A 24,415-nucleotide genomic window follows, 5' to 3' on the forward strand; every position below is an offset into this window, starting at 1 on the left:
AAAATGCCGGCATGTAACCGGCGCGGAGGAAAAATGAAAAGTAAATTTAAGAGTTTGCTTTTGGCTGCAGCAGCAGTTATGCTATTTGCAGGTTGTTCAAACGTTGCATTGGAAGATGCAAGCGCAGAAGGTTCGGATGCAGGCGACAAGTGCGTGCTGTCTATTGGTATTACTGGATATGATGGTTATACAAAAAAATCTAATTCTGTAAATAGTAAACGTACTATTGCTCCAGATCCTATTTCATCAAAGGAAGGATTAACCTTTGAAATTGAAGGTAAATCTGCCCGCAATTATGAACTGGCAAAACAGGCTATTGAGTTTGATGATGATGATAAATCAACCACAAGAATTGCCCTTGAGTATGATGTCTGGTATCTTGTATTGCATGCAAAGCTTGATGGTAAAGAAGTTTTAAGAGGTATGACAACTGTAGACTTAAGAAAGGCTAACAGCGGAGTTGTATTTAATCTTTCTTCAAAGAATCTTACAGGAAACGGTTCTCTTAAAGTTACATTAACAGTTCCTTCAACAGTAATGACAAAATACGAATCTGGTCTTTATGATGTAAATACAGACAAACTTTTGTATTCTCTTACATCAGGAACTGCTCCTGCTAATAATCCAAAAATTATAGAAATTACAGGTAGTGATATTCCTGCTGGTGACTATATTATTAAATTCTTCCCTCTTAATGAAAATGACGAATCTCTTGGTGCCTGGTCAGATGTAATCAATATCCGTCCTGGTCGTGAAACTACAGGTACTGCAACTCTGGATGGTCTTCTTACACCTCCAGATGCACCAGAAGGATTTACGGTAACCCTTGATACAGATGCAGCTAAAGGTCAGTACTATGTAGTAGATCTTGCTTGGAGTGATAAATCATTTAATGAAGAAAACTTTGTTTTGTATCTCTATAATGCAGATTCAGGAAGTAATGTTCTTCTTAAGAAATTTGATAATGATTTCTATGGTGATACAACTTACTGGGTTGAAGGCACTCTTGGTATGTCAACAAAGTCTTGTAAGCTTAAACTCGAAACTGGTCACCTTTATGAAATGGAATTAACTGCAAAGAACAATGCTGGTGAATCTGGTAAAGCACCTCGCGAAGATTCTGCGGATTTTGCTGCAGATAACACAGTAAACCAGCAGAGATTCGTATATCACCTGAATGGTGGAAAATATGAAGGTTCTACAAGAGATAATTTTGATTATGTAACATATCCAAGAGCAAGTACCTTTACACTCTGGACTCCTGCCGCAAGTGATCTTAAATATAATGGTCATAACTTCAGCGGCTGGGTAGATTCAACGGGTGCTGCGCCAAGTATTGCTGCAACTGATTTCTCTAATATTGATTTGTACGCAACTTACCTTAATGACGATACAAACTTCAGTTTTAATTTGGATGATGTAGAAAAATCTAAGACATTAACAGTATCAGTTACAAAGCCTGATTCAAATCGTGTTACACAGACAGGTAATACTTTTGTTGTTAAAACAAAGAATTCTGATGGTAATGCCGGCGGAAATGCAGGTGTTAATGCAAATATCTGGAATTCAAGCCTTACTTTTGCTATTACTGACGAAGATATTGCTGCTGCTGATATTACAAAGATGGCGGTATATGTAAGCTCAGAAGAAAAGGCTTCTGCTACAAATGCTAAATCTTGTGAATGTAGCCTTTCTAACTTCAAGAATGGTGGAAACTTCTACGTTTCTGTAACATGTCAGATTGGCGAAAGAACATACTCTTGTAATCCAATTTTGATAACAGTTGATGTTCAGGAATAATAGTTAGAAGTATATAAATTTCTTTTTATGTATAGAAAGAGCCGGATCGGACCTCTCCCTTCCGGCTTTTTTGTGGCTGTTATTTGTGGTCGAAACATTGACGAAAGCCCCTGTTTTCACTAAAATATAATACACTTTATTTGATTAAAAATTTTTGGAGATATTATTTATGGGTACAATTGGCGTTGTTCTTCTGGTATTTTTTGTAATCGTTTGTCTTTTGCTGGTTCTTCTTGTTTCAATTCAGGACGACGGTGAAAACGGAATGGGACTTCTTGGTGGTCGTGGAACTGCTGCATTTGGTTCACATTCTGCAAGTGTTCTTACCAAGACAACTTTCGTATTAGTTTTCCTTTTCTTTGCTCTTTCTTTTGCTCTTGCTATGGTAAATAAAAAGCCTAAGCTCGATAAGGACCTCGTTCCAGCAACAGCAGTTGAATCAACAGAATCTGCTGCAGAAAGCACTTCAGCTGACTGGTGGGCAGAATCAGAATCTGCTAACTAAGGAGCCTTGAATGCTCAGCAGTTTCATTTCTCCGGCCAGCATAAAAGTAGGGCTGGAGAGTTCCGAAAAAGAAGAAAGCTTTGCGGAACTTCTCGAGATCCTGGTTGCTAAAAATCCCGACTTAAACAGACGGGAGGCAATGGATGCCCTTATCGCAAGGGAAGAGAAAATGTCTACTGCTGTTTTTCCTTTCGTAGCTGTTCCCCACGCTTTATGCTCTTCTGCGGGAACAACTCTGGTTGCTATGGGAATCAGCCGTTCGGGAATTGAGTTTGAAACTCCCGAACCGGAAACAAACCCTGAGCATCCTGTAGTTAATGTAATTTTTGAAATCCTTTTTGAAGAAAAAGATACCGAGACTCACCTTCATGTTTTAAGAGATATTCTTGAAATAGTGAGCAAGCCGGATTTTGTAAAAAATGTTTTGCAGGCTAAAACTTCGCAGGAAGTTTATGAGCTTATAGAATCTTTGGAAATGTAACGGTGGTTGAGTAGGCGAAGCCGTATCGAAACCACAATAGTAGAGGAGGCGGTAAGGATGTCTGAAACAACAATGGAAATAGATGCCATCAATCATCTTCTTGAGGTTGAAAAAAATGCCTCGGCGCTTATAAACGACGCCGCTCAGGAAGTAGACCGCCGCCTTTCCGAAGCCCGTGTAAAATATAATTCAGAATATAAGGCCCGCTACGATCAGATTGCGGCCTCTCTCGAAGCTGAATATCAGACAAATCATAATTCAATAGCAGAAAAATATCAGAAAGAAATTGATTCCTATAAAGAATCGCTTGAAGCAAAAGCCCAGGATTACGAAGCTTTTTCGTCTTTGCTCGACAAGCTGATTTTTTAATAAGCTGGTCTGAATTAGGAGTTCCTTTATGGATAAGACTGGTGCTGGTGCTTACATCTTTGCAAAGGCAAATGGAATCTTAGGCAAATCATTTACAGGTAAACGCGCTCAAAAGCTTTTTGCTGCAAAAAGTCTTGGAGAATTATGGACTCTTCTTTTTCGCAGTCAGCCTCCTATGGTTCCAGAGGTAATGCTTTCCCAGCAGATTGAAGAAAAAGCATTTTCTGATTTTACAAATCAATTTGTTAATTTTATAAGCCTTTACGATAAGCCGGAAGAGGTTCTGAAAGATCAGCTTCTTATGTATGACGGAGAAAATCTTAAGGAACTTGGTGCTGCCCTGTGTAAAGGGGAGCCAAAATGTCCTGCAGTAATCAGCTTAAAAAATTATTCTTCCCTGAATTATGCAGCCTGGCCTGATATCAAAAAAATAACTAAGGGAAGCCCATTTTCATGGTATAATAAAGTACCTGGAATTCATGAGCAGCAGGAACTGGATTTTAAAATTGATATTCAAATCTGCCGTCATCTCTGGGACTCTGCTGCAAGACAGAAGGGAGAAGCGGGGGAGGCTCTGCTTAAGCTTTACCGCCAGGAGTTTATAATAAAAAATATTGTCTGGGTTTTACGCCTCAGACTTTATTATAATATGAAGGCAGAAGACATAACCAAAAATCTGATTTATGTAACTGATAAGCCTGGCCACTCAGACCCTATTGCGGCCCCTGCCTTGAAGATTCTCGACTGGCCTCTTGATGAATATGAGGTATGGAGTAACTGGAGATATGCTTCTCTGGTAAATCCTTATGAGCCGGGCACTGTATGGCAGATAGATCCAATCTGGATTGAAAAAAGAAACCGCGTGGAAATAAACAGAAAGGCAGCAATGCTTTTTCATCAGTTTCCGGGCGAGCCTGCCAGTCTTATCGGCTGGTATAAAATGAAGGAATTTGAACTCAGCTGTATACGTACTGCTGTTGAAAGTATAAGATTAAATGTAAATCCCGAAGAAGCAATGGATGCTATTGGAGGTATAAATGGCTAGAACTGCAGAAATGACACTTCTGGAGCTTATGGTTCTTAAAGATGATATTTCGTCGGTAATAGAATATATAGGTAAAAACGAAAATTTTCAGTTTCAGTCTAAGCTAAAAGAAAGCTCTGCAGGAGCGGGTCCTTCACCTGCCGAAGATTCTTCTGCAGATGCCCTTAATATAGATTCTCAGTTTTACGACGGCCTTTTAAAAGCTTACAAAGAGCTTGGTTTTGAAGATGCCGCTTATGATATTAAAAACTGTTCTGCTCCCCGCGACGAAGACCGCAAAAAGGCTGCAGACGTAATTGCCGCTTATACTCAGCTTAAAACAAGACTTTCAGAAGCAACTGATGAAGCCACAAAGGTAAACGATGCATATAAAGAAGCTATGGCTTTTTCAAATCTTCAGGTTTCTTATTCTGAACTGGAGCATCTTTCCTTTTTGTCTCTCAGGATAGGTCGCATTCCGGAAGATAAGTTTGAAGATTTAAAAGACCGCCTGGAAGGTTCTGCTGTAGTAATCAAGCTTGGAAACGATGCTTCTCACATTCTTGTTGCATCTTCTAAGAAAGGCCGCTTTGCTCTTGATGCAGAGCTTAAAAATCATAACTTTGTTGAGCTTGAAGTTCCTGCTGATTTTAAGGGAGTTCCGGAATCTGCACTAAAAGGACTTGAAGAAAAGAAAGTACAGGCAGAAAAGCTGCTTGAAGAATTGAATACAGAAAAAGCAAACTTTGCAGAAACTCACCGGGCACAGCTGGAGCATCTTCTAGGCTGTTTTACAATTGCCGTTCAGATTGAAGATGTTACCCGCCGCCTTGAGTCTACCGAGCTTGTATACCGTATTACCGGCTGGATTCCTGCCAGTGAAACAGAAAGTTATATGAAGGGGCTGGACGAGCTTACAGAAGGACGTATTGCCATTCGTGCTTATGAGCCTTATGAAGTTCCTTCTGTTATATCCGGAAAAGAACAGGTACCTGTAAAGCTTGAACACGGTAAGCTTGTAAAGAGCTTTGAACGTATGATTTTCTCATACGGTTCTCCGGTTTACGGAGCAATAGACCCGACACCTTTTGTTGCAGTTTTCTTTACAATCCTCTTTGGAATTATGTTCGGAGATTTTGGCCAGGGCCTCTTCTTTGTTCTTTTTGGAATTCTTATGGCCTGCAAGGTAATAAAGGTTGGAGTATGGAATAAGTTTGCGCCGATTTTTATGGCTATTGGTGTATCAAGTTCGATTATGGGACTTTTGACAGGTGAGTTCTTTGGAACAGAGACTGTACTTGAACCATTTGCAGAATTTGTAACAGGTCTTTTCGGAAAGCCTCATGCACCGATTTTACACCTTATGCCTTCTGCAGATCCTAAATCAATTTATGTAATGTTTGGTGTCTTTGGTGTTGCAGTTGCAATTGGTTTTGTAATCAATACCTGCGGCCTGCTTTTGAACATCATCAATAACTTTATGCGCAAAAGATATGCCGAAGCAATTTTTGGTAAAAACGGAATTGCCGGAGCTGTTTTCTTCTGGTATGTAGTTGCCCTTGTACTTCGCATTGTTCTTGCAAAACATACTGTTGCCGCTTACGACATAATCATAATTGCCGTGTCTCTTTTCTTTGCTGCCTTCGCTGAACCTTTTGAGCGGGCAATGGAAGGTAAAAAGCCTCTTTTTGAAAACGGCTTTGGTACATATATAATTTCCAGCCTTGTAGAAATTATCGAAGTTATTTCGGGCTATCTTTCAAATACCGTAAGTTTTGTGCGTGTTGGTGCCTTTGCGCTTTCTCACGCAGTTTTGAATTTTACAATTCTTACGCTTACCAATATGGTTGGCGGACCGGGCAGCATCGGCGGAATCATAGTTCTGATTGCCGGCAATGCGCTCATAATTGTACTGGAAGGAATGATTGTTGCAATTCAGGTAATACGTCTTCAGTATTACGAATTCTTCAGCAAGTTCTTCCATGAAACTGGTAAAGAGTTCAAACCTTTCCGTTTCGAGATGAAGTAAAGGGAAAAGTTTATTTATATAGACTAACTTTTTATATGCCGAAGGTTGAAAAGATACCAGATAACATCATTCCCGTTATCTGGCGTCTTTTCAACCGGGAGGCATATATGATATAGGAGTATTTTTATGAAAAAGAAAATTTTATCTTTCATCACTTTGCTTGGTGCTAGTGCAGCACTTTTTGCTGAGGATACCGCTGCTGCTGCAGCTTCATCAGCTGGTGCAATGAAATACCTCGCAGCTTCAATTGCCGTAGGTCTTGCCTGTATCGCCGGTGGTATGGCAGTAGGAAAAATTGGTGCTGCTGCAATGGGCGCAATGAGCGAAAATCCTGAGCTTTCTGGTAAGGCACTTCCTTTCGTAGGTCTTGCAGAAGGTATCTGTCTCTGGGGTATGCTCGTAGCAGTTCTTATCCTCTTCAGATAAAAAGGATTGGCAGGGGAGCCTTTTGAAATTTTATATAATTGGTGAACGCGAATTAGTTCTTGCCTTTAAGCTGACTGGAATTGATGGTGCGGTGGCAGAAAACAGAGCCGAGGTTCTGGATGCCTTTAACCGCGTAACCGGCAAGGGTGGAATTGTAAATGTCCCTTCCGGAGAAATTCCCCGCGTGCTCATTTTAACGGAGCAGGCGGCAAGTTATATTGAAGACGAAGAAATCGCGTGGCAGAAAACAGGAAAATTTCCTCTGATAGTAGAAGTACCCGGCTTGAACGGACATCTCAAGGGTAAGAAGACCCTTTCTGATGCAATTAAAGAAGCCGTAGGTGTTGAGGTTTAGAATGCAGGAATTACGATCTACAGATATTCTGGATAAAGAGATTCAGGCAGATGCACGAAAAAAAGCGGAGCGCATGCTGGCAAAGGCCGATTTAGACTGCGAAAAACTGCTTGCTTCAGTTGATTCTGATATTGAAAAAGCAAAGCAGGAAAAAGAAGAATTTTTCGCTCATAAACTGGAAGCCTTTGAAAAAGACCGCATGGCAGTAGTGCCTCTGGAAAAAGAACGCTTTAAGGTTTCCTTTATTCAAAATGCTGTTATTCAGAATATAAATAAATATCTGGAAGGGCTTTCAGAAGAAAAAAGACTTGCCCTTGTTGCACGCGATTTTAATTTTAAGACAGACCTTAAGCTTAATGCTTTTGTTTACGGTTTTTCTCTTTCGGGTGCAAAAAAGTTTCTGTCTGAAAAACTTGGCAGCAAGCTCGCTTCTGTTTCAGAAACAAAGTTTGGCGCAGAAACTCTTGAAGATGAAATTGGACTTGAAAAGCCTCAGGGAATTATTCTTGAATCAGAAGATAAAAACTTCCGCTGCCGCCTTACCTTAAGCGAAGTAATAGCAAAGCTTCTCGACACAAAACGTTCAGAACTTTCTGCCACCTTGTTCGGAGGCCAAATATGATAGAAGGAAAAATTACCCGCATCTCTGGTCCTATCGTTTATGCAGAAGGATTGGACGGCTGCGGTCTTTATGATGTAGTTGATGTTGGTGAGAAAAAACTCATCGGTGAAATTATCCGCCAGAACAAGGGAAACGCAACCATTCAGGTTTACGAGGAAGACACCGGTATGCATATTGGTGAAAAGGTTGTGTGTACACAGAGACCTCTTTCTCTACGCCTTGGCCCTGGTGTAGTTGGAAATATTTATGACGGTATTCAGCGTCCGCTTAAGGCAATGTATGAACAGTCAGGCGGATTTTTGCTGCCGGGCGAAAGAACTCAGCCTCTGGATGAAAGCAAGGTCTGGCATTTTGATGCTGTAGAAGGCATAGGCGAGGGTACTCCAATTAAGCCTGGTATGGTGCTTGGAACTGTAAAAGAAACTGAATCAATCACAGAAAAAATAATGGTGCCGCCGACAATTCGTGGCCGCTCTCTTAAGAGCTTCAAAGGCACAGGCGACTACACAGTAAATGACGTAATTGCCACCACAGAACTTGATGAAGAAATTCAGCTGGCCCAGTACTGGCCTGTTCGTAAGCCTCGTCCTTACAGTGCAAAGCTTGGCGTTACAGAACCTCTTATTACCGGTCAGCGCGTAATCGATGTTTTCTTCCCTTTGAGTAAGGGTGGTACAGCAGCCATTCCTGGCGGCTTCGGAACCGGAAAAACAATGACTCAGCATGCCGTTGCAAAATGGTGTGATGCAGATTTAATCGTATATATCGGATGTGGTGAACGCGGAAACGAAATGACCGAGGTACTCACTGAGTTCCCTGAACTTATTGACCCTCGTACCGGCCGCTCAATTATGGAGCGAACAATCCTCATAGCAAATACTTCTAACATGCCGGTTGCGGCGCGAGAAGTTTCCCTTTATTCGGGAATCACTCTTGCAGAATATTTCCGCGATATGGGTATGCATGTTGCAATCATGGCAGACTCAACTTCCCGCTGGGCCGAAGCTTTGCGTGAGCTTTCCGGCCGTATGGAAGAGATGCCTGCAGAAGAAGGCTTCCCGGCTTATCTGCCAACCCGCCTTGCTTCTTTCTATGAACGTGCAGGCCGAGTAATTTCCCTTGAAGGACAGGAAGGTTCTGTCAGCGTAATTGGTGCGGTATCTCCTCCTGGTGGTGACTTTTCTGAGCCTGTTACCCAGCATACAAAGCGCTTTATCCGCTGCTTCTGGGCTCTGGACCGTGAGCTTGCAAACGCCCGCCATTATCCTGCTATCGGCTGGATTGATTCTTACTCAGAATATGCTGATGAAGTACGCGACTGGTGGGAAGTTCATAATCCTCTCTGGGGAAGTCTGCGTCAGGAAGCTCTTGAGCTTTTGAAGAATGAAAACCGTCTTCAGCAGATTGTCCGCCTTATCGGACCTGATGCTCTGCCAGACAGCGAACGCCTTGTCTTAAGAGTTGCAGAAATGATTAAGAACGGCTTCCTTCAGCAGAATGCTTTTGATGATATTGATAAGTATTGTTCAACAGATAAGCAGATTGCCATACTTGAACTGATGATGGAATATTACAAGAGGGCTGCAGCCTGCATTAAGGCCGGAGCAACTCTTTCTCAGGTTGTGGCTCTTCCAGTTTGCGATGAAATTGTCCGAATCAAAATGGTTTACAAAAACGAAGAGATGGACAAAATCAACGAAATCAAGAATCATCTTGATTCTCAGATTAGTGAAGTAGAGCGGCTTTATCGCTAGGTGTGGAGGGAAACAGATGAAAGGTATTGAATATCGTGGTGTTACTTCTGTAGACGGACCAATCGTTGTCCTCAAACGCACCGAAAATGTTTTTTATAATGAAACTGTCTGTGTTCGCGACCGATTGGGTGAAAAGCGTACCGGTAAAGTTGTTGATATTTCAGAAGAGGCTGTTGTAGTTCAGATTTTTGGAAGCACAACAGGTCTCGACCTGGATCAGGCAACCTTCGAGTTTCTTGAAGAGCCACTTGAACTTCGTGTAGGCGAGGGGCTTCTAGGCCGCGTTTTCAATGGACTTGGAAAGCCAATCGACGGATATCCGGAAATCATTTCCAGCGAAAAGCGAAATGTAAATGGAAATCCTATGAATCCTTATGCGCGAATCTATCCGCGCGACTTTATTCAGACTGGAATTTCTTCAATTGATGGAATGAACTCTCTGGTTCGTGGACAGAAGCTTCCTATTTTCTCCGGAAACGGTCTGCCACATAACAAGCTGGCTGCCCAGATTATCCGCCAGGCAAAGCTTCGTAACAGTAACGAAAAGTTCGTTATGGTTTTTGCCGGAATGGGTATTAAATACGACGTTGCAAAATTCTTCGTAGACACTTTTGAAGAGTCCGGAGTTCTTGCAAACGTAGTTATGTTCCAGAGCCTTGCCGATGCTCCTTCAATTGAACGTATTATCACACCGCGCTGTGCACTTACTGCCGCAGAATATCTTGCCTTTGAAAAGGGAATGCACGTACTCGTAGTAATGACAGATATGACAAACTACTGCGAGGCCCTGCGTGAAATTTCTACAACCCGCGGTGAGGTTCCTGGTCGTAAAGGTTACCCTGGATATTTGTATTCAGACCTTGCAGAGCTTTATGAACGTGCAGGTCGTGTAAAGGGCAGTGAAGGTTCAATCACTCAGATTCCAATCCTCACAATGCCTAATGATGATATTTCGCATCCTATTCCGGACCTTACCGGTTACATCACCGAGGGCCAGATTGTACTTGGCCGCGAGCTTGCCCAGCAGGGAATCTATCCGCCTGTTGCGGGCTTGCCAAGCCTGAGCCGTCTTATGAAGGACGGTATTGGACCTGATATGACCCGCGAAGATCACGCAAATGTTTCAAGCCAGCTTTTTGCAAGCTACTCAAAGGTAAAGTCAATCCGAAACCTTGCAGCAATTATTGGTGAAGAAGAGTTGAGCGAACTCGATCGTGCTTACCTTCATTTTGGTGAGCGTCTCGAAAAAGAATTCTTTGGTCAGGGTGAATACGAAGACCGAACAATTGAACAGACCCTCGACCTGGGCTGGAAAATCCTGGCAGAGCTTCCACGCGAAGAGCTTACCCGAATCAAGCCTGAGTTTATAGATAAGTATCTTCCGGAGGTTGAGAACTAACAGTCATCCCGAACTTGTTTCGGGATCTCCTGATAGATGCTGAAACAAGTTCAGCATGACGTGGCTATATAACTATGGCAAGACTAAATATCGCACCAACAAAATCAAACCTTCTCATGATGAAAGAGCAGCTGGCGGTTTCTACCAACGGCTACGAGTTGCTTGAAGAAAAACGCGAGATTCTTGTCCGCGAGCTAATGCATCTTGTAGAGCGCGTAAAGCTTCTGGAAAAGGATATTGATGCGGCAGTTGAAAAAGCATATCCGGCTTTTAAGCGAATGCTTATGCTGGATGGTGCAGACCAGATTGAGCGCATTTCTCACGCTGTTCATTATGATTTTGATTTTACGGAAAAACGTGTAAATATCGGCGGTATGTCCTTCCCGACAATTGATGTACTTATGCCGCAAAAAGAACTCTTTTATTCCTTTATTGGTACCGATGCTAATATGGATGCCACAATAAACTCTTTCTTTGAACTGCTGCTTCTGCTTACCCAGATGGCGTCGATAAGAACGATAGTCTGGCGCCTTGCCGAAGAGGTTCGCAAAACTCAGCGTCGTGTAAATGCGCTGGATAAAATGATTATTCCTCAGGCTAAGGAAACCAAGGCTTATATTGAAAGTGCGCTCGAAGAGCGCGACCGTGAAAATATATTTGTGCTTAAGGCACTAAAGAGGAAAAATGGCGAAAAACTTCTTTAAAAAAATGATTGTCGCAGTAAACGGTCATCGTTCATCAGTGCATTCTGCAATGTATGCAATTATGATGGCCCGCTCTTATAATATTTCCATCAAATTTGTTTACGTAGTTGATACGGCAACCGTAAAGTTTCTTTCAATGAACAAGTTTCTGGTTGCCGATGAACGCTATGATTATGAAGAACGCCTTAAAGAAGACGGCGAGCGTTACCTGGCTTATGCCCAGATGCTTGCGGGGTCTAAGGGAATATCTTGTGAAACGGAGCTTCGAAGCGGCGGTGTATTTACCGAGATTTTAAGGGCTGCCGACGAATACGAAGCAGATTTGATTATTCTTGGTGGAAACGAAGCCGAGGGTGAAAAGCATCAGATAAAGCGCAATGTACTTTCTACTGATCAGAACGAGGTTTTAGCACATTCAAAAGTTCCTGTAATGATTATCCAGAAGCCTGATATTGAAAAAATCTTCAAAATATTCTAAATATTTAAGCCGTAATGAAAGATTTTTATAAGATTCTTGGAGTGCGGCCAAATGCAACTCTTGCAGAAATAAAACGCGCCTATCGTGAAAAAGCAAAACTTCTCCATCCGGACCTCACAGGTGACTCAACCCGCCGGGATGAATTTAACGAAGTAGTGCAGGCTTACCGGGTGCTTTCCGACGTCCGCCAGCGCTCAATTTTCGACGAATCTTTCTTTATCAAAATCAAACGCTCATATAAAAACGCAGATACCTTTAATTACTACGACTGGCTCAAGGCCCGCGAAGACGAAGAAAGCCGGGCCAAGCTGATTTTTTATACCCTCATGCATCAGAAGGAAGACGAAGCTGTTGCCGAGTTCAAGCGCATGCAGATGAATCATGCAGATTTCAGCCTGAAAAAATGGTTTACCCGCGAAGACTTTATGGACTACGGTTACATTCTTGCAGAGGAGCTGGTAATCCGTGGTGAATATTACGATGCAATAATTCTTCTTGAGCAGATTATACAGATGGAATATTCCTATCAGTATTTCTATATTTTCTTCCCGGAAGTAATAGATTTTACCTTGAACATCCTCAAAAAAAATATAGACGGAGTAATTTCCGATGAACTTGCTCTGGACGTCTTCGAACGAGCCCTGGACTTGAACCTGGGTACAAAAAACGACGCCTTCTTCCTCCGCAAAATGAGTGAGGAATATAAACGTTTGGGTGATTTGAGCACCGCAGAGATTTGTTTAAGAGAATCAGAGAAACTATGATATAACATACTTCCGTTGCAGAGGAACCCAAACTGCGGCTGGGCGTAAGTGGTATCCGACTCGTTACGCTTCGCTTCACTCGCGAACGCCCAGATGCAGTTTGTGTCCCTCTTCCACTCGCGTATGTTATATCATGCCTTTGTGAGTTTTACCTAACAACTCTCTAGCCAACAATCACCAAAAGTGTTATATTCTTCACTAAGGACACGTTATTATGATTCAACTCAAAACACCAGAACAAATTGCCGGTATCCGCAAGGTATGTCATATCACAGCCGACATGTTTAATGAACTTATTCCAAAGGTAAAGGCCGGAATGTCTACAAAACAGGTAGACGATATGTTTAAAGATTATATGATTTCCCATGGCGGCAAGCCTGCCTGGTGGCGCGAAGACTTCCCTGGAGCTACCTGCATCAGTATCAATAACGAAGTAATCCATGGAATCCCTTCTAAAAAGCGTATTATCAAAGACGGTGACCTTGTAAGTATCGATGTAGGTATTGATATGAACGGCTATATCAGCGATACAACTCATTCTCTTTTGATTGGAAAAGTAAATCCTAAGGTTCGCAAGCTGCAGGAAGTAACAGCTGAATGTCTTAAAGCCGGAATTGCTGCCTGTGTTGTCGGTAACCGCATCAGCGATATTGCAAATGCAGTTTACGAAATTGCAGACCGCAACGGTTACGGCGTAGTTTATGATTACTGCGGACACGGGGTTGGACTTGATGTTCACGAAGATCCAAGTGTTCCAAACTGTCCTTTCCGCGGTCAAAATCCACGCATTAAGCCTGGTATGGTGCTTGCAATTGAGCCTATGATTAACCTTGGTGTTCCTGATGTAGAAACTGCAGCTGACGGCTGGACAGTTCTTACCTGCGACGGCAAGGTAAGCTGCCACGAAGAGCATACAGTAGCAGTTTTCGAAGACCACACCGAAGTCCTCACAGCCCTGGATTATAAAAAATAAGAAAACATTTATGTTACCTTTTCTCAAAATTTTAGTTATATTTAACGTAAGCGCTAACAAAAAAAATAACTAAAATTTTGAGGAGACATAGATATGAAAAAACTTAAAAAGGTACTTGCAGCAGCCTCTATGCTGCTTCTGTTATCTGCATCACTTTTTGCAGACCCTCCAAAAAAGTCGGCTGACCCTTCTATGAGCGTGGTAGAAGCCCTTCAGAATTCCTTCCGTTCAATCAGTAATACAATGCTTCCTGCTGTAGTAGAAGTTGATGTAACTGAAACAAAAACTTATACAGATCCATTCGGTGGAATGTCAAATCCATTTGAATTCTTTTTTGGAAGCCCAAGAGGAAAGGATAACGAAGACGACAATAAGAAAAATCAGCGTGAATATGAATCAAAAGGTCTTGGTTCGGGCGTAATCGTTCGTAAAACCGGTAACACCTATTACGTACTTACAAATAATCACGTAGCGGGCTCTGCTACAAAAATCAGCATTAAGCTTAATGATGAGCGTGAGTTCGAAGGAAAGCTTGTAGGTGCAGACAGCCGCATAGACGTTGCTCTTGTTTCTTTTGAATCAAAGGATTCTTCAATTCCTGTAGCAAAGCTTGGTGACTCAGACAAGGTTCAGCCTGGCGATATTTGTATGGCCTTTGGTGCTCCTCTAGGTTACAGCCAGTCTGTTACACAGGGAATTATATCTGCAGTAGGCCGAAGCGAAAGCCACATGTCTGCAATCAGTGATTATATTCAGACAGATGCTGCCATCAACCAGGGTAACTCTGGTGGTCCTCTTGTAAACATCTATGGCGAGGTTATCGGTATCAATACCTGGATTGCTTCTTCATCAGGTGGTTCTGTAGGTCTTGGTTTTGCAATCCCAATCAACAATCTTAAATCTGCAATTGATTCCTTTATTAAGAAGGGTAAGGTTGTTTACGGCTGGGTTGGTGTTTCACTTGTTGATGTAACAAATGAATATAAAGAAGAACTTGGAGTTGGTGATACAGTAGGTGCTTTTGCTGCTGAAGTATTCTCTAATTCTCCGGCTTTCAAGGGCGGAATTAAACCTGGTGACTATATCATCGAAGTAAACGGCAAGAAGGTAAAATCTACAAACCAGCTTGTCCGCGATATCGGCAGCCTCGAAGCAGGTTCTACAGCAAACTTTACTGTAATTCGTGGCGGCAAAAAGCTTACTGATATTGTAGTTAAGATTGAAGAGCGCGCTAACGAAAGCGATATCAATAACAGCCGCATGTGGCCTGGCTTTATCGCAAGCCCTCTTACAGACAAGGCCCGCGAGCAGCTCAAGATTGACGACAAGAAAATCAAGGGTGTAATTGCAACTAACGTAGAAGAAAAATCTCCTGCAGCAAGCCTCCGCATCCAGAACGGCGACGTTATCACCGCAGTAAACGGCAAGAAAGTAACAAACCTGGCCGAGTTCTACGATGAACTTGCCGCTGCCCAGAAGTCAGTAAACTTCGACATCTATAGTAACGGCGGAACAATTACCACAGGTACATATAGATTCTAATTTAAACTTCTGATATTACGAACTATAAAAGAAACCCCGAATCCTACGCAGTATAACTGCTTAGAGTTTCGGGGTCTTTTTTTATATCGAAAAAAAATACTCCATACTATTGACAAAAATAATCGGGGGGGGGGTACAATTGTATTGTATTTCTCTACTGAAATACAAGGAGTATGAAAATGAAAAAACTTAAGTTGTTTGGAATGTTCGCTTTGACATTCGCTCTGGTATTTGGAGTAGTATCTTGTTCTAGTGGTTCTTCAAATGATGACCTTGAAGAAGTTCTTAAGGAAGATGATGTAGACCTTTCAGGAACTTGGGAAGTTACAGATATTGATATGGCTTATGATATTGATATTGACGGTGAAGGTATTACATCTGATGCAAAGAAACTTGCTAAGGAAGAATTTGAAAAAAGCATGTTAAAAGGTAAAACAATTGATGATTTGACTCTTGATGAGAAAATCGCAATGGTTGGATGTCCAAAAACAGTTACTCTTTCTACTAAAGAAGAGGCAAAGACATTCTTTGATAGCATGGTTAAGCAGGCTAAAGAAGTAAATGATAAATACAAGAATGGACCTGTTGAAGAAAAAGCATTTGGTGTGTCTGCAAAGGTTACAGAAGAAATGTCTGTAGAAATGAATAAAGACAGAACAAAGTTTATTTACGGAACTGCATTTACATATGAAATGGATTATACAGTTTATAAAATTACAATGGATTCTGATGCTGAAGTTACTTACACAAAGAAGTAATAATATGATTATTCAGTTCTAAAATCCAAAACAGCACTTCGGGCAACCGGGGTGCTGTTTTTTTTATCTTCTCTAAGCCTTGTAAATCTGATATAATCCCACTATGTATCGTTTATATGTAGAGCGCAGACCTGGTTTTGAAAACGAGGCTCGCCGTTATCTTTCTGAAATCAATGGATTTTTGGGAATTGCCGGAGTAAAGGCAGTTCGTTATTTCAACCGCTACGACATTGAAAATGTGAGCGAAGAAGTTGCAAAAATTGCTGCAACCCGCATTTTCTCTGAGCCACAGAGCGACTTTGTTTTTACAGAAAAGTTGCCTGAACACAGCGGAAAAGAAATTATCTGGGAGTTCCTTCCAGGCCAGTACGACCAGCGTGCCGACTCTGCTGAGCAGTGTCTTTCTTTGCTTCGCGCAGGTCTTAAGGGTGTAAAAACTCTTACTGAGCCACCTGTTGTTCGCTGTGCAAAAATCGTTGTTCTTGAAGGCAGCGTAAGCGACGAAGAAATCAAAAAGATTCAGAACTATCTTATCAACCCTGTTGATTCCCGCCTTACTGATGATACAAAACCTGAAACATTAAAAATGCATGTTGAAGAGCCTGCAGACATTCCTGTTGTAGAAGGCTTTATCAAGATGAATGATGAAGAAATTGAAGCATACCGCAACAAGATGGGCCTTGCTATGGATCATGCTGATATCGTATTCCTTCAGGATTATTTTAAGGGTGAAGGCCGCGACCCTGTTGAGACAGAAATCCGCGTTCTCGACACTTACTGGTCAGACCACTGCCGCCATACAACATTCTTAACAGAACTTAAGGATATCAAAATTGAAGATGGTCCTTATGCACCTCTCTTCAAAAAATCCCTTGAAAATTATCAGGCTATGCGTACAGAAATGTATGCCGGCCGCACAGATAAGCCTGTCTGCCTCATGGATATGGCTGTAATCGGAATGAAGTATCTTAAAAAGCACGGAAAGCTTGAAGATATGGAAGTTTCGGAAGAAAACAATGCCTGCTCGGTTTATATAGACGTACATTACACAGCAGATGAAAACGGTAAGCCGCTTGCTGCCGACGACCCTCGTGCAACAGAACGCTGGCTTATGATGTTCAAAAACGAAACTCATAACCACCCTACAGAAATTGAACCATTCGGTGGTGCCGCAACTTGTCTTGGTGGTGCTATCCGCGACCCACTTTCTGGCCGCTCATGGGTTTACCAGTCAATGCGTATTACCGGTGCTGCAGACCCTACAGTACCGCTTTCAGCTACAATGAAGGGTAAGCTCCCTCAGATTAAGCTCTGCCGCGAGGCTGCCCAGGGCTTCAGCTCATACGGTAACCAGATTGGTCTTACAACAGGTCAGGTAGAAGAAATCTACCACCCAGGTTATGCTGCAAAACGTATGGAGCTTGGTGCCGTTATCGCTGCCGCTCCTGTAGATACAGTTATCCGCGAACGTCCTGAGCCGGGCGACATCATCATTCTTCTTGGTGGTGGTACAGGCCGCGACGGTATTGGAGGGGCTACAGGTTCTTCTAAAGTTCACACTGTAAAATCTGTTACAACTGCCGCTGCCGAAGTTCAGAAGGGTAACGCTGTAGAAGAGCGTAAGATTCAGCGCCTCTTCCGCAATAAAGAAGTAAGCCTTATGATTCGCCGCTGTAACGACTTTGGTGCCGGTGGAGTTTCAGTTGCTGTCGGCGAGCTTGCACCAGGACTGGACATCAACCTCGACGCAGTACCAAAGAAGTACGAAGGTCTTAACGGAACTGAGCTTGCAATTTCTGAAAGCCAGGAACGTATGGCTGTTGTAGTTCGCAAAGCAGACGTAGACCGCTTTATTGAAGAAGCAAAGAAAGAAAACTTAAACGCTGTTGTAGTTGCAACAGTTACAGATACAAACCGCCTCGTTATGAAATGGCGCGGTAAAACAATCGTAGACATTGGCCGTGAGTTCTTGGATGCCGCAGGTGCTCATCACGAAGCAACTGCCCTTATCGAACAGCCTGCAGAGCCTGCTAAGTCTCCACTTTGCAACCCTCTTGAGTCTGCAGCTGCAGAACTCAACAAACCTGTTAAGTGTGAAGGCTGCGTAAAGAATCATCTTACAGATGCATGGCTTGCTAACATCAACGACCTTGCCTGCTGTTCTCAGCGCGGTCTTGGTGAACGCTTCGACGGCTCAATCGGTTCAAGCACAGTTCTCTTCCCATACGGAGGAAAATATCAGAATACACCGGAAGCAGGTATGTCTGCAAAGATTCCGGTAATGACACCGCGTGAAACATCAACTGCCAGCCTTATGGCTTACGGCTTTGACCCGCGTGTTGGACAGTGGTCTCCATGGCACGGAGCAAAGACTGCCGTATTGAGCAGCCTTGCAAAAATTACTTGTATTGGTGGTAAGGCCCGCACATCACGCCTTTCCTTCCAGGAATTCTTTGGCCGTGCAGTAAACGAAAAGCGCTGGGGCTATCCTGCAGCCGCTTTGCTCGGTTCTATTGATGCTCAGGTTGAATCTGGTTGTGCTTCAATTGGTGGTAAAGACTCAATGTCTGGTACCTTCGAAGATATCAACGTTCCTCATACTCTCGTAAGCTTTGCCGTAACCCACGACGAGGCTCCGAACGTTTTGAGTGGTTCTTTCAAGGTAAGCGGAAACAATATCTATATGGTAAAGGTTCCATACTCAGACCTTCTCGAACCGGATTACGAAACCTTCCTTAAGAACTCAGATGTACTTTATGAACTCAACAAGGCCCGCCGTATTGCCGCTATGTATCCTGTAGGACCTGGTGGAATTGCAGAAGCAGTTACAAAGATGGCTATGGGTAACATGGTTGGTGCAAGTCTCGACGCTAATGCGGTGGTTGAGTGCTCGCGAAGCGAGTGTATCGAAACCACAGGCAATCTCACTGGTTTCTTCCTTCCAACCTACGGAAACATCATCGTAGAAGTTCCATCTGCTCATGTACCTGAGTTTGAAAAAGCAGCCTTTGTTGAAGGAACTCTCGTACAGCTTGGTATGACAACAGACAAGCCTGCAATCGTAATCAAAAACGCCGTTCTCGGTGGAGTTACAAATCCGGAAGTTGAAATCAGCCTTTATGACTGTGTAAATAAATGGGAAGACAAACTCAAGGAAGTATTCCCTCGCGTTAGTGGAGCAGAGGTACAGCCAAAGCTTCCTGACTGGGCAACAGATATCCACAAGTCTCTCAGCGATATCCGCAAGGCTCCTGCTTTCGTACAGCCGACAAGCCGTCCAAAGGTATTGCTCCCTGTATTCCCTGGAACAAACTGCGAAATCGATATGGCCCGTGCCTTCAACCTGGCCGGCGCAGATACAAAGATTGTAGTTCTTCAGAACCGCACTCAGGCTCAGCTTACTGAGTCACTCGACCGCCTCGCAAAAGAAATGCGCGACGCTCAGATTCTCGCCCTCAGCGGTGGCTTCTCTAGTGGCGATGAACCAGACGGTTCTGCAAAGTTTATTGCAAACGTACTCAAGGCCGGAAACATCAGCGAAGAAGTTATGAATCTTCTTAAGAAGCGCGACGGTCTTGTACTTGGAATCTGTAACGGCTTCCAGGCCCTTGTTAAGACTGGTCTTGCAGTATACGGTGAAATCTGCGATATGACTCCGGATATGCCAACTTTGACCTACAACAGAATCAACCGCCATATCAGCCGCATCGTTCGCACACGCATCGTTTCTGCAACAAGCCCATGGGCAATGCACCCTAGTGTAATCGACCAGCGTAATCACCTTATTGCAATCAGCCATGGTGAAGGCCGCTTTGTTTGTGACGAATCAACTGCAAAACGTCTCTTCGAAAACGGACAGGTATTTACCCAGTACGTAGACGAGTTCGGCCGCCCTGCAATCACAGAGCCAGATAACCCTAACGGATCTGCATTCGCTATCGAAGGTATCACAAGCCCTGACGGACACGTTCTCGGTAAGATGGGACACTCAGAGCGCGGTGTAGGCCTGGATCGCAACGGCGCAAGCTTAGACCTCTTCAAGAATGTAGGCGGAAATCCTCTTACAAACGAAAGCGAAACAACCTGCGAAAACCTCTTTGCAGCCGGAGTTTCATACTTTAAGTAATATGGATTCGAGCCCCTCGCCCTGGATATTTGTAGTACTCATATGCCTTATTGTTCTTTCCATGTTGTTTTCCATTTCGGAAAGCTCCTTTCTTGGAATGAACAAATTAAGGCTTAGAATCCTCAGAAAAAATAAAGATAAGCGCGCTCTCACTGCAGGCCGGCTTTTAGATCACAGAGAGCGTCTTATCAATTCACTGCTTGTTTCAAACGACATTGTAAATATTTTTCTTTCTTCTATTATTACATCACTTGCTCTGGAAACCTTCGGACCAAAGGGTGTAGGAATTGCAACTCTTGTAGCAACTCTGCTGCTTTTAATTTTCGGAGAAATCACACCTAAGACAATTTCAACCCGCTGCCCGGACCGCATTGCCTATGGTCTTGCTCCTTTTGTACAGGTAGTTGTTATAATTATGAGGCCGGTAGTAGCAGTAGTTACTTTTATTGCCCGCTGTGTACTCCGCCTTTTCGGCATAAAAACTAATGCAAAAAAACAGTCTTACACAGAAGAAGAAATTAAAACCTTTTTTGATATGAGTTCGGAGAGCGGTGTAATAGAAGAAAACGAAAACCGCATGATGACTCAGGTTTTTAAGTTCTCAGATCTCGAAGCCCAGGACATCATGGTGCCCCGTACAAAAATCCGGGCAGTTCCTCATAATGCCAGCTACCGCGATATTGTAGAACTTTCTCAGCGCCTTGGTTATACCCGTTTTCCTGTTTACCGCGAATCAATTGATGATATTATCGGAATCATCTATCTTAAGGATATGCTGGCCTATAAGGAAAGCCAGCCTACCTTTGATTTACAGAAGGTAATGCGTCCTCCACTTTTTATTCTGGGAACAAAGAAAATTACTTCTGTACAGGAGCTGCTTTTTGAAAGCCACGACTCAATGGCAATTATTGTAGATGAATATTCCGGCACCGATGGAGTAATTACAGAAAAAGATATTTCCCGCGAGATTTTTGCCCTGCCTGGTGAGGATTCGCTGCGCGGTAAAGTTTTTGATTTTGATAATGTAGAAGATAAAAATGATTTTGAAATTAACGGTTCAGTTCTTTTGCGAGACCTTAAGGAAGATCTGCATATAGGACTTGAATCAAATATAAACGAAACAATAGGTGGCTGGTTTGCAGAACAGATAGACCGTATGCCTGCTGCCGGTGATACAGTAGAATTTGAAGGCTGGCTTTTTACTATTAAAAAGATTCAGGCACATCGTGTAGAGCGCATTCAGCTTTCAAAGCTTCCATCAGAAGAATGATGCATTACATTATTACTGCTGCTGAACTTTTAGTCCTCATTCTTTGTGTCGGATTTTTTACTTCGTCCGAAACAGCCTATCTTTCTCTTCCACGTCTAAAACTTCGCAGCATGGTAGAGCAGGGCCGCCGCAATGCAAAAAAGGTTGCTGCCCTAAAGGCAAATATGGACCGCCTGCTTACAACTGTGTTAATTGGAACTAACTTTCTCAATTCGCTTGCCTCGGCTATTGCAACAGCCCTCGCAATTGAAGTGCTCGGTTCCCGTGGTGCTGTATATGCGCCTTTTGTAACAGCCTTTTTTATTACAACCTTTGCTCAGATTGTTCCAAAAACTGCAGCCGGACTTCACCCCGATAAGTTTACCTGTTTTTCAGCCTGGCCTCTTTTGATACTGGAAAAACTTTTCTTCCCGGTAGTATGGCTTTTTGAAAAGCTTTCTCATGGTGCAGTTGTGCTTGTTGAAAAGATTATGAAGCCTGCAGGCGCAATCGTTACAGAAGAGGAATTAAAAACTCTTATAGATGTAGGTTCACACGAAGGTACTATTGAAAAAGATGAAAGCCGTCTGCTGAATAAAATCATAAAATTTAATGACCTTGCCGTAAACGATGTAATGAAGCACCGTTCACAGGTAAGTATGATAAATCAGACTGCGGATTACGATGAGGTTATAAACCAGTTTTTGAAATCCGGTTTTTCAACACTTACAGTTTATAGCGGCAACCGCGAAAATGTAGTTGGCGTGCTTAATTATAAAAAGGTACTTTTCTGTTCTGAAGATATAGACAAGAGTCAGGGCTTTGCCGGCCGCCAGATGTCAGATGTTCTTTTCATTCCCGGCACTATGAGTGTACTAGATATCCTTCAGCAGTTTAGAACAAGCGAGCATAAGTTTGCTGTGGTTTTGGACGAACAGGGCCAGACAGATGGAATTATCACAATGGAAGATATTCTTAAAGTTGTTTTCGGTCATATGTCTGATGAAAACACTTATGATAATAGTGCTCCGGAAGATAAGGTTGAGTTAGTTTCGCTTAACACCTTTATTGTTCCCGGTGATATGAAGATAGATGATGCAAATGAAATTCTTGGACTTAATCTTGAATCAGACGAAATGAATACAGTAGGTGGCTGGCTGCTCGAGCAGTTCGGTTACCTTCCTGCAACCGGAACTGTATTTATAAAAGATCGCAATCTCTTTACTGCAGAAGATGTAAGCGGCCGCCGGATTGTAAGTGTCAGAGTGAAAAAGAGTAATTAAATCCAAAGGACCAGATAAAGCGTTCTGTGCCACCACCATCTTTTCCAGCTGAAGTCCAGCTGTTTGAAGTAATTTTACCCTCGCTGTCAGTTATACCCTCGAAGGTATCACCTTTTTTAAGGGGAATATATTGAATCTTTCCTGAAAAACCTGCCCTGTGATTTTTAGTGAAGCGATAGAGGGCTGTAAATTCAGAATTCATAAGAGTTAGATTATTAAATCTGTCGTTAAAAGCTTTGTTACGTGTAAGATGATAATCTATTGCATTCAGTTTTGCTAAGTTAGGGCTTATGTTAAAATCGATGTTGATAGATGTACGGGGAATACAGTCTGCTTTCAGTTTTATTCCAAAGAGAACTGTATTTATCTGCTGTTCATAGGAAATAACTTTTCCGGTAAAAGGATACACTTCAAAATCATAAGCCTTGTAAATTCCGTATCCTTGAGAAGAAGAAAACTTTATGAATTCATAGTAATATGCAGCGTAAGGGGTTATCTTGATTTCCAGCGGCAGATAAATGTTTCCCCCCAGACTTACCTGGTAATTAATATATTTATCAAGATGATTTACGTGTTCGGAAAAATTTGTTTGTTCTGTTGGATCATCATTTTTCCAATCTTCTTCGACGGAATTTAACCAGTCATAATCCTGCATATAATCTGAACGCTGAGGAACAGCAAGCGAACATGAAAGACTAAGATTTCCGTATTTTAGAATATTAAAATCTGTATTCAGGTTAAAAACTGCAAGTGCTTTAATATTCCAGTCGAGCTGGCTGAGTTTGTTATCTGTGTTCAGACAGGCTTTGTCAAATACGTATTCATTTATAACTCCGCTGGCAATTTCAAAACGAGGATTAATTGTAAATGAAAAATATTTTTCAATTTTATTGTCTAAAGCAAAAAGACAACTGATGCTTGAAAAGAGAATAATTACAGACAAAAAGAGCCAGCGTTTCATACCAGAGGGTCAACTCCAAAAATCTTTGCAAGCTGTTTTCTGGTTGCTTCCATATCCTTAGGGTAGGGAGCTGTAAAGCTTACACTTTCTTCTGTGCGGGGGTGCTTAAATTCTATTTTGTAAGCATGAAGAGCAAGTCTGCTTAAAAGAGGTCGCTCTTCATACTCATCACCGTTCCACTTCTTTTTGATTTCGCTGAGGCGGACCGGCTTCTGGTTTCCGCTGTAAAGAGGATCGCAGACAATGCAAAGACCATTTTCTGCAAGATGAACACGAATCTGATGAGTTCTTCCTGTTTTTGGCTTTGCTTCTATCCAGGAATAAGGACCACAAGTTCCAATCAGGCGGAAATCTGTAAGAGAAGGTTTTCCAACCTTTTTATTTACAACTGTACGGTGGCGGGCATCTCCATCAGGCAGCAGGGGAAGCTTTACTTCAAGATTTTCCCACAGTGGGTGACCGTAAACCAGAGCATGGTAGGTTTTCTGAACCTCACGTTTTTCAAACTGCATTGAAAGTGAACGCTGAGCTTCGGCATTACGTGCGTAAACAATAATCCCGGATGTATCTTTATCAATTCTGTGAACGGCATAAAGCTTGCCGAATTCTTCCTGGGCAAGCAGGTCAAGGCGTGGTGCATCTTCATTGTATCGGTCTGCCGCAATCAAAATACCGCTTCTTTTGTTTAATACAACAATATCATCATCCGAATAAAGTACGCTGTAATCTAAATTTTTCTGAGCCATATTTTATAATTATAGCATTTTTTTTACAAAAGGTAACCACACGGATTTGGATTTTGCTAACGCAAAA

Annotated in this window: 22 protein-coding genes; 20 read left to right on the forward strand and 2 right to left on the reverse strand. The window is 42.5% G+C overall.

All coding sequences use genetic code 11. The features are described 5' to 3' along the window. The first annotated feature begins 33 nt into the window (after positions 1 to 33). The 20 genes from G626_RS0102745 to G626_RS0102840 all read left to right on the forward strand — a co-directional run bounded on the left by G626_RS0102745 (position 34) and on the right by G626_RS0102840 (position 22,641). A complete protein-coding gene (locus tag G626_RS0102745; RefSeq protein ID WP_022931263.1) occupies positions 34 to 1,800 on the forward strand; it encodes a hypothetical protein in 1,767 nt (588 codons plus the stop codon). A 169-nt stretch (positions 1,801 to 1,969) separates the two neighbouring features. After that, entirely contained in the window at positions 1,970 to 2,305 is a 336-nt protein-coding gene (gene secG / locus G626_RS15165; protein ID WP_022931264.1) for a preprotein translocase subunit SecG, read from the forward strand. A gap of 10 nt (positions 2,306 to 2,315) precedes the next feature. Continuing rightward, a complete protein-coding gene (locus G626_RS0102755; RefSeq protein WP_022931265.1) occupies positions 2,316 to 2,786 on the forward strand; it encodes a PTS sugar transporter subunit IIA in 471 nt (156 codons plus the stop codon). Between the two features lie 57 nt (positions 2,787 to 2,843). Then, the gene (locus tag G626_RS0102760; protein ID WP_022931266.1) at positions 2,844 to 3,155 is read left to right on the forward strand and encodes a hypothetical protein; all 312 of its coding nucleotides are present in this window, start codon (positions 2,844 to 2,846) and stop codon (positions 3,153 to 3,155) included. A 28-nt stretch (positions 3,156 to 3,183) separates the two neighbouring features. Next, positions 3,184 to 4,200: a V0D/AC39 family V-type ATPase subunit gene (locus G626_RS0102765; RefSeq protein WP_022931267.1), complete on the forward strand. Its 1,017-nt coding sequence runs from the start codon at positions 3,184 to 3,186 to the stop codon at positions 4,198 to 4,200. Then, on the forward strand, positions 4,193 to 6,208 hold the full coding sequence (locus G626_RS0102770) for a V-type ATP synthase subunit I (RefSeq protein ID WP_022931268.1): 2,016 nt from the start codon (positions 4,193 to 4,195) through the stop codon (positions 6,206 to 6,208). Before G626_RS0102765 ends, G626_RS0102770 begins: the two co-directional genes overlap by 8 nt. Positions 6,209 to 6,334: 126 nt before the next feature. Next, the gene (locus tag G626_RS0102775; protein ID WP_022931269.1) at positions 6,335 to 6,634 is read left to right on the forward strand and encodes an ATP synthase subunit C; all 300 of its coding nucleotides are present in this window, start codon (positions 6,335 to 6,337) and stop codon (positions 6,632 to 6,634) included. Positions 6,635 to 6,656: 22 nt separating this feature from the next. Beyond that, a complete protein-coding gene (locus G626_RS0102780) occupies positions 6,657 to 6,989 on the forward strand; it encodes a V-type ATP synthase subunit F (protein ID WP_022931270.1) in 333 nt (110 codons plus the stop codon). 1 nt (position 6,990) lies between these two features. Further along, the gene (locus tag G626_RS17195) at positions 6,991 to 7,611 is read left to right on the forward strand and encodes a V-type ATP synthase subunit E family protein (RefSeq protein ID WP_022931271.1); all 621 of its coding nucleotides are present in this window, start codon (positions 6,991 to 6,993) and stop codon (positions 7,609 to 7,611) included. Beyond that, on the forward strand, positions 7,608 to 9,365 hold the full coding sequence (locus G626_RS0102790; protein ID WP_022931272.1) for a V-type ATP synthase subunit A: 1,758 nt from the start codon (positions 7,608 to 7,610) through the stop codon (positions 9,363 to 9,365). The genes G626_RS17195 and G626_RS0102790 overlap by 4 nt, the downstream gene beginning before the upstream one ends. A gap of 16 nt (positions 9,366 to 9,381) precedes the next feature. Further along, entirely contained in the window at positions 9,382 to 10,764 is a 1,383-nt protein-coding gene (locus G626_RS0102795; RefSeq protein ID WP_022931273.1) for a V-type ATP synthase subunit B, read from the forward strand. Positions 10,765 to 10,838: 74 nt separating this feature from the next. Continuing rightward, positions 10,839 to 11,468: a V-type ATP synthase subunit D gene (locus tag G626_RS0102800; protein WP_022931274.1), complete on the forward strand. Its 630-nt coding sequence runs from the start codon at positions 10,839 to 10,841 to the stop codon at positions 11,466 to 11,468. After that, positions 11,449 to 11,946: a universal stress protein gene (locus G626_RS0102805; RefSeq protein WP_022931275.1), complete on the forward strand. Its 498-nt coding sequence runs from the start codon at positions 11,449 to 11,451 to the stop codon at positions 11,944 to 11,946. Before G626_RS0102800 ends, G626_RS0102805 begins: the two co-directional genes overlap by 20 nt. Positions 11,947 to 11,960: 14 nt before the next feature. After that, positions 11,961 to 12,710 (forward strand): J domain-containing protein, encoded by a 750-nt coding sequence (locus tag G626_RS0102810; RefSeq protein ID WP_022931276.1) that lies wholly within the window; start codon positions 11,961 to 11,963, stop codon positions 12,708 to 12,710. Between the two features lie 214 nt (positions 12,711 to 12,924). Further along, on the forward strand, positions 12,925 to 13,683 hold the full coding sequence (gene map / locus G626_RS0102815) for a type I methionyl aminopeptidase (protein WP_022931277.1): 759 nt from the start codon (positions 12,925 to 12,927) through the stop codon (positions 13,681 to 13,683). Positions 13,684 to 13,776: 93 nt separating this feature from the next. Next, positions 13,777 to 15,225, forward strand: a complete 1,449-nt coding sequence (locus G626_RS0102820) for a Do family serine endopeptidase (protein WP_022931278.1) — start codon at positions 13,777 to 13,779, stop codon at positions 15,223 to 15,225. Positions 15,226 to 15,404: 179 nt separating this feature from the next. Next, a complete protein-coding gene (locus G626_RS0102825) occupies positions 15,405 to 15,983 on the forward strand; it encodes a hypothetical protein (RefSeq protein WP_022931279.1) in 579 nt (192 codons plus the stop codon). 103 nt (positions 15,984 to 16,086) lie between these two features. Further along, positions 16,087 to 20,109 (forward strand): phosphoribosylformylglycinamidine synthase, encoded by a 4,023-nt coding sequence (locus G626_RS0102830; RefSeq protein ID WP_022931280.1) that lies wholly within the window; start codon positions 16,087 to 16,089, stop codon positions 20,107 to 20,109. 1 nt (position 20,110) lies between these two features. Beyond that, complete coding sequence (locus tag G626_RS0102835; RefSeq protein WP_022931281.1) at positions 20,111 to 21,379, forward strand: hemolysin family protein; 1,269 nt, start codon at positions 20,111 to 20,113, stop codon at positions 21,377 to 21,379. Then, positions 21,376 to 22,641 carry a hemolysin family protein gene (locus tag G626_RS0102840; RefSeq protein WP_081647478.1) on the forward strand — a complete coding sequence of 422 codons (1,266 nt, stop codon included), beginning with the start codon at positions 21,376 to 21,378 and terminating at the stop codon, positions 22,639 to 22,641. Before G626_RS0102835 ends, G626_RS0102840 begins: the two co-directional genes overlap by 4 nt. Here G626_RS0102840 and G626_RS0102845 read toward each other — a convergent pair. Beyond that, positions 22,619 to 23,602 carry an omptin family outer membrane protease gene (locus G626_RS0102845; protein ID WP_022931283.1) on the reverse strand — a complete coding sequence of 328 codons (984 nt, stop codon included), beginning with the start codon at positions 23,600 to 23,602 and terminating at the stop codon, positions 22,619 to 22,621. The two genes, G626_RS0102840 and G626_RS0102845, sit on opposite strands and share 23 nt — an antisense overlap. Continuing rightward, positions 23,599 to 24,348 carry an RluA family pseudouridine synthase gene (locus tag G626_RS0102850; protein WP_022931284.1) on the reverse strand — a complete coding sequence of 250 codons (750 nt, stop codon included), beginning with the start codon at positions 24,346 to 24,348 and terminating at the stop codon, positions 23,599 to 23,601. The genes G626_RS0102845 and G626_RS0102850 overlap by 4 nt, the downstream gene beginning before the upstream one ends. Positions 24,349 to 24,415: the final 67 nt, after the last annotated feature.

The organism is Treponema bryantii NK4A124 (assembly GCF_000421345.1).
Taxonomy (GTDB): Bacteria; Spirochaetota; Spirochaetia; order Treponematales; family Treponemataceae; genus Treponema_D; species Treponema_D bryantii_B.

Bases quoted from the DNA above. Each gene is read 5' to 3' on its own strand.
- map (WP_022931277.1), top strand. From the start codon at position 12,925: ATGATTCAACTCAAAACACCAGAACAAATTGCCGGTATCCGCAAGGTA.
- G626_RS17195 (WP_022931271.1), top strand. From the start codon at position 6,991: ATGCAGGAATTACGATCTACAGATATTCTGGATAAAGAGATTCAGGCA.
- G626_RS0102745 (WP_022931263.1), top strand. From the start codon at position 34: ATGAAAAGTAAATTTAAGAGTTTGCTTTTGGCTGCAGCAGCAGTTATG.
- G626_RS0102830 (WP_022931280.1), top strand. From the start codon at position 16,087: ATGTATCGTTTATATGTAGAGCGCAGACCTGGTTTTGAAAACGAGGCT.
- G626_RS0102840 (WP_081647478.1), top strand. From the start codon at position 21,376: ATGATGCATTACATTATTACTGCTGCTGAACTTTTAGTCCTCATTCTT.
- G626_RS0102760 (WP_022931266.1), top strand. From the start codon at position 2,844: ATGTCTGAAACAACAATGGAAATAGATGCCATCAATCATCTTCTTGAG.
- G626_RS0102765 (WP_022931267.1), top strand. From the start codon at position 3,184: ATGGATAAGACTGGTGCTGGTGCTTACATCTTTGCAAAGGCAAATGGA.
- G626_RS0102790 (WP_022931272.1), top strand. From the start codon at position 7,608: ATGATAGAAGGAAAAATTACCCGCATCTCTGGTCCTATCGTTTATGCA.
- G626_RS0102850 (WP_022931284.1), bottom strand. From the start codon at position 24,348: ATGGCTCAGAAAAATTTAGATTACAGCGTACTTTATTCGGATGATGAT.
- G626_RS0102835 (WP_022931281.1), top strand. From the start codon at position 20,111: ATGGATTCGAGCCCCTCGCCCTGGATATTTGTAGTACTCATATGCCTT.
- G626_RS0102825 (WP_022931279.1), top strand. From the start codon at position 15,405: ATGAAAAAACTTAAGTTGTTTGGAATGTTCGCTTTGACATTCGCTCTG.
- G626_RS0102845 (WP_022931283.1), bottom strand. From the start codon at position 23,602: ATGAAACGCTGGCTCTTTTTGTCTGTAATTATTCTCTTTTCAAGCATC.
- G626_RS0102775 (WP_022931269.1), top strand. From the start codon at position 6,335: ATGAAAAAGAAAATTTTATCTTTCATCACTTTGCTTGGTGCTAGTGCA.
- G626_RS0102800 (WP_022931274.1), top strand. From the start codon at position 10,839: ATGGCAAGACTAAATATCGCACCAACAAAATCAAACCTTCTCATGATG.
- G626_RS0102805 (WP_022931275.1), top strand. From the start codon at position 11,449: ATGGCGAAAAACTTCTTTAAAAAAATGATTGTCGCAGTAAACGGTCAT.
- G626_RS0102795 (WP_022931273.1), top strand. From the start codon at position 9,382: ATGAAAGGTATTGAATATCGTGGTGTTACTTCTGTAGACGGACCAATC.
- G626_RS0102755 (WP_022931265.1), top strand. From the start codon at position 2,316: ATGCTCAGCAGTTTCATTTCTCCGGCCAGCATAAAAGTAGGGCTGGAG.
- G626_RS0102770 (WP_022931268.1), top strand. From the start codon at position 4,193: ATGGCTAGAACTGCAGAAATGACACTTCTGGAGCTTATGGTTCTTAAA.
- G626_RS0102810 (WP_022931276.1), top strand. From the start codon at position 11,961: ATGAAAGATTTTTATAAGATTCTTGGAGTGCGGCCAAATGCAACTCTT.
- G626_RS0102820 (WP_022931278.1), top strand. From the start codon at position 13,777: ATGAAAAAACTTAAAAAGGTACTTGCAGCAGCCTCTATGCTGCTTCTG.
- secG (WP_022931264.1), top strand. From the start codon at position 1,970: ATGGGTACAATTGGCGTTGTTCTTCTGGTATTTTTTGTAATCGTTTGT.